At 73.0% G+C, this 4,189-nt stretch carries 4 protein-coding genes, 1 rRNA gene and 1 pseudogene; 3 read left to right on the forward strand and 3 right to left on the reverse strand.

The annotated features are described in order from the left end of the window. Positions 1-142: pseudogene (locus PUR61_RS19125) on the reverse strand (electron transfer flavoprotein subunit beta); the annotation flags it as partial. A gap of 371 nt (positions 143-513) precedes the next feature. Then, complete coding sequence (locus tag PUR61_RS19130) at positions 514-927, reverse strand: TlpA family protein disulfide reductase (protein ID WP_329880171.1); 414 nt, start codon at positions 925-927, stop codon at positions 514-516. Between the two features lie 218 nt (positions 928-1,145). Here PUR61_RS19130 and PUR61_RS19135 point away from each other — a divergent pair, with 218 nt between their 5' ends. The 3 genes from PUR61_RS19135 to PUR61_RS19145 all read left to right on the forward strand — a co-directional run bounded on the left by PUR61_RS19135 (position 1,146) and on the right by PUR61_RS19145 (position 3,980). Continuing rightward, positions 1,146-1,571: a DUF4395 domain-containing protein gene (locus tag PUR61_RS19135; RefSeq protein WP_329880172.1), complete on the forward strand. Its 426-nt coding sequence runs from the start codon at positions 1,146-1,148 to the stop codon at positions 1,569-1,571. A gap of 255 nt (positions 1,572-1,826) precedes the next feature. Next, a complete protein-coding gene (locus PUR61_RS19140) occupies positions 1,827-2,597 on the forward strand; it encodes a lysophospholipid acyltransferase family protein (protein ID WP_329880174.1) in 771 nt (256 codons plus the stop codon). Positions 2,598-2,789: 192 nt separating this feature from the next. Next, on the forward strand, positions 2,790-3,980 hold the full coding sequence (locus PUR61_RS19145) for a hypothetical protein (protein ID WP_329880175.1): 1,191 nt from the start codon (positions 2,790-2,792) through the stop codon (positions 3,978-3,980). Positions 3,981-4,111: 131 nt separating this feature from the next. Here PUR61_RS19145 and rrf read toward each other — a convergent pair. Then, positions 4,112-4,189: ribosomal RNA gene (rrf, locus tag PUR61_RS19150) — 5S ribosomal RNA — on the reverse strand; the annotation flags it as partial.

Consider the following 4,189-nt stretch of genomic DNA (forward strand, 5'->3'; position numbering starts at 1 on the left):
ACGCCTGCTCCACGCCGTACTCGTCCAGCTCCGACAGAAGGCCGTCCACGCCCTCCCGGTCGGTGGTGTGATCGTCCGAGAAACGACGGTCACCCGTCGCGTCCGGCACGTGCTTCACACAGACAACGATCCTCAAGCTCACGGCCTGTCTCCTGTACTGGTCTCGTCCGGCGGCTGCGGCTGTGCAAGCGGGCGCGCACACGGTACGCACCCGCTCCGGGCAGCGTGTTCCCGTGCCGGTCCGGAACTCCGTCGCAGCATACTCGCCAGTAGCACAACGGTCACTACTGGCCAGTAGCTTACGGCGGGAGGCCCCGGCCGAGCGTCCCGCAACCCCTCCGACCAGCCCGGAGAGGATCCCCGGCCCGGACGGCGGCCACAGGACGGCTGCACTGCCGTCAGGGCCATCCTGCCCCAGCCCGACCCGTGCTCCACCCCACGGGGCGGTCCTTCGGCCTCCGGATTCACCACCCGGAACGACCCGCGCCCTCCGAACCGGGAGCGGAAGCAGCCTCAGACCGCCTCACCCAGGGCGGCGATCACGTCCACCTTCCGCGGCTGCCCGGCCGCCCGGCGCACCACCCGACCGCCCGCGTCCAGCACCAGAACGGTCGGCGTCCGCAGGATGTCCAGCCGGCGGACCAGCTCCAGCCGCTCCTCGGCGTCCAACTCGACGTGCGCCACCCCCTCGACCATCCCGGTCACCTCGGTCAGCACCCTGCGCGTGGCCCGGCAGGGCTGGCAGAACGCGCTGGAGAACTGCACCAGGGTCGCCCGCTCGCCGAGCGGCACCCCCAGCTCGGCCGCCGACAGCCGCACCGCCCCGTCCTTCACCCGCACCCGCAACCTCCCGTCACGCTTGGCCCGCAGCAGCCCGAACGCGCTCGCCACCACGAGGACGACAACGCACACCACCAACCCGGTCATCCCCCCAGTCTGCCCCCGCCCGCCCGGGCTCCGGGAACGGGCCCCGCAAACCGGTCGACCCGCGGCCCACGGCGCGCGTACGATCGCCGGGTGGACTCCGACCGCCCCGCACAGCCGCTGCTGACCGCCCGCCGGGTGGTCGACCTGTGCCGGGCCACGGCCTCGCGCTGTCGCTGACGCGCCCCGCCGTCACCCGTCGCCCCTCCCTCGGAGCCCCCGTGCAGATCGATCCCCGCGGCCCGCGCTTCGCCGCCGCGCTCACCACCGTCGTCCTGATAGCCGTCCTGCTCACCGGCAGCGGACTCCTGCTGGTCGCCCAGGCCCTCGTCTTCGCCCTCGGCGCCGTCGCCGGGCTGCGCCACTCGCCCTACGGCTGGCTCTACCGCACGCTGGTCCGGCCCCGGCTCGCGCCGCCGACCGAGACCGAGGACGAGCGCCCGCCGCGGTTCGCCCAGGGCGTCGGCCTGGTCTTCGCCGTCGTCGGCGCGCTCGGCTTCCTCACCGGGGTCGACTGGCTCGGCCTGCTCGCGACCGGGTTCGCACTCGCCGCCGCCTTCCTCAACGCCGCCTTCGGCTACTGCCTGGGCTGCGAGATGTACCTGCTGGTCCGCCGCGCCCAGGGCCGGGTGGACATCGCCGCCTGAGCACCCCGCCACCGGCCCGAGCCGGCCGCCCGACGGTCCGGCCGGGAAAAGTTCCCGGCCGGACTCATCACGCACATCACACCTTCACATTCCGCCTGGCGGTACGCCTCAGGTGACAGCGGGCACCCCTTCGGGGGATCATCTCCGTGTATCACCCGTGGCCGCCGCGGCGTGCCGCGCCACCGGTCGGCCCCCACGTACGGCTCGGGTACCCGCCGTACCGGGCCGCGAGGCCCGTCGAAGTCAGGACTGACCGTGGCAGAGTTCGTGTACCCGCCGGTGATCGGCGCCGCACTGACCGTCTTCCGCGCGCTCGACGTGCGCATCAGGATCGTCGGCGCCGAGCACATCCCCGCCAAGGGCGGAGCAGTCCTGGTGAGCAATCACATCAGTTACCTGGACTTCCTCTTCGCCGGCCTCGGCGCCTACCGCGGCGGACGGCGCAAGACCCGCTTCATGGCCAAGGACGACGTCTTCAAGCACGGCGTCTCCGGCCCGCTGATGCGCGGCATGAAGCACATCCCGGTCGACCGCACCGACGGCCAGCCCGCGTACGAGGCCGCCGTCCGGGCCCTGCGGGCCGGCGAGATGGTCGGCGTGTTCCCCGAGGCCACCATCAGCCGCTCCTTCATGCTGAAGAAGTTCAAGACCGGTGCCGCCCGTATGGCCGCCGACTCCGGCGCGCCGCTGCTGCCCGTCGTCCTCTGGGGCACCCAGCAGCTCTGGACCAAGGGCCGCCCGAAGACCCTCACCAAGCGGCACGTCCCGGTGACCATCATGATCGGCGAGCCGATCGAGCTGGCCCCCACCGACAAGCCCGTCATGGTCACCCGACGGCTCCGCGCCGCGATGTCCGAGATGCTCGACCAGGCCCAGCGCGAGTACCCCGGCAAGCCGTCCGGCCCCGACGACACCTGGTGGCTGCCCGCCCAGCTGGGCGGCACCGCCCCCACCCTGGAGGTCGCCGAGGCCGAGGACGAGGCGGAGGCCACCGCCAAGGCCGAACGCCGGACCGCCCGCGACTGACGCCGTCCCGCGTCCGCCGCCCGCACCTCACGCCGCGCCTCACGTCCCGCCACGCAGCTACTCCGAGTGTCCGAACGGACGCACAGCGTCGCGTGTCGCCCCCTTTTCGCCGCGTCCGATCTGACAAAGTGACAGCTCCCTCGAAGCTCGCCGGGACTCACCCGGCGGATCGGAGACGGAGATGAGACGCGAATGACCGGCACACGGCTCGCACGGACCACCCCCGCCACGGCCCGCACCCGCACTCGCGCCGGTGCGGGCCTGTTGCTGGCAGGAGCCCTGCTCACCGGTTGCGGCGCACAGCCCGGCGACATCCCGCTCAGCGAGATCCGCGCCGAATCGCCGTCCCCCACCCCCACGCCTACGCCCGAGCCGGCCGCTGCCGCCCCCGGTGTCGTCGGCGCCGCTGCCGCGACCCCGCCCTCCGCCCGCAACGGCCTGATCGCCAGCCGGGTCACGCTCGGCACGGACCGGGAAACCGGCGCCATCCTCTCCACCGGACCCGACGGCACCGGCGAGCGTCCGCTCACCCAGCCGCCGGACGGCGCCCGCGACGACAATCCCTCGTGGTCCCCCGACGGCGTCGCGCTCGCCTTCGACCGCACCGGCGACGCCGCCTCCGCCGCCCGGATCTGGCTCACCACGGCCTCCGGAGAGAACGCCCACCAGGTCGGTCCGCTCTGCAGCGTGGGAGCTCCCGACTGCATCAACGAGGCGGAGAGTCACCCCGCGTTCTCCCCGGACGGCGGGCGGCTCGCCTTCAACCGCACCTGGGGATCCGGCGACCCCGAGACCGGTCGGATCCAGTACTCCGACCTGTACCTGATGACCCCGGACGGCACCGACGTCCAGCGTCTGACCTTCCTCACCAACGACAAGCCCTACTCCGGCGAGGTGACGAGTCCCAGCTGGTCGCCCGACGGAAAGCAGCTGGTCTTCGAGTACCGCACCAGCGCCACCGGGCTCCCCGCCGACGGCCGCGCGTTGTTCTCCGTCGCCGCAGACGGCACCGGCCTTCGCCAGCTCACCCCCTGGGAGCTGCGGGCCGGAGGCCGTGCCGGATGGTCCCCCGACGGCACCCGGATCGTCTTCACCACCTTCCCCGCCGGCCCCGACCTCACCCCGGGGGGCGGGATCTACGCCATGCACGCCGACGGCAGCGCGATCGAGGCCCTGACGCCCGGCCCGTCCGACGTCTCCTACGGCCCCGCGGCCTACGCCCCCGACGGCGGATCCATCGTCTTCGCCCGCGCCGCCGGCACCGGGACCTCCTCCGACCTCTACGTCATGCAGCCCGACGGGGGTAGCCCGACCCGGCTCACCGACACCCCCGACCGCTCGGAGAGCCGACCGAGCTGGGGCACCGCACCGCCCCAGGGCTGACCTCCCGGACCGGTGCGACGTGGCACGGACCGTGAACACCGCCGCCCCGGCATCACCGGAATTCTCCGGAATTCCCCGGAAACGCAAAGAACCCCCGTCCGTATCCCGGACGGGGGTTCTTCACAATGATTGTTCGGCGGCGTCCTACTCTCCCACAGGGTCCCCCCTGCAGTACCATCGGCGCTGTGAGGCTTAGCTTCCGGGTTCGG

The organism is Streptomyces sp. BE20, from assembly GCF_036322525.1.
In the GTDB taxonomy this organism is placed as follows: Bacteria; Actinomycetota; Actinomycetes; order Streptomycetales; family Streptomycetaceae; genus Kitasatospora.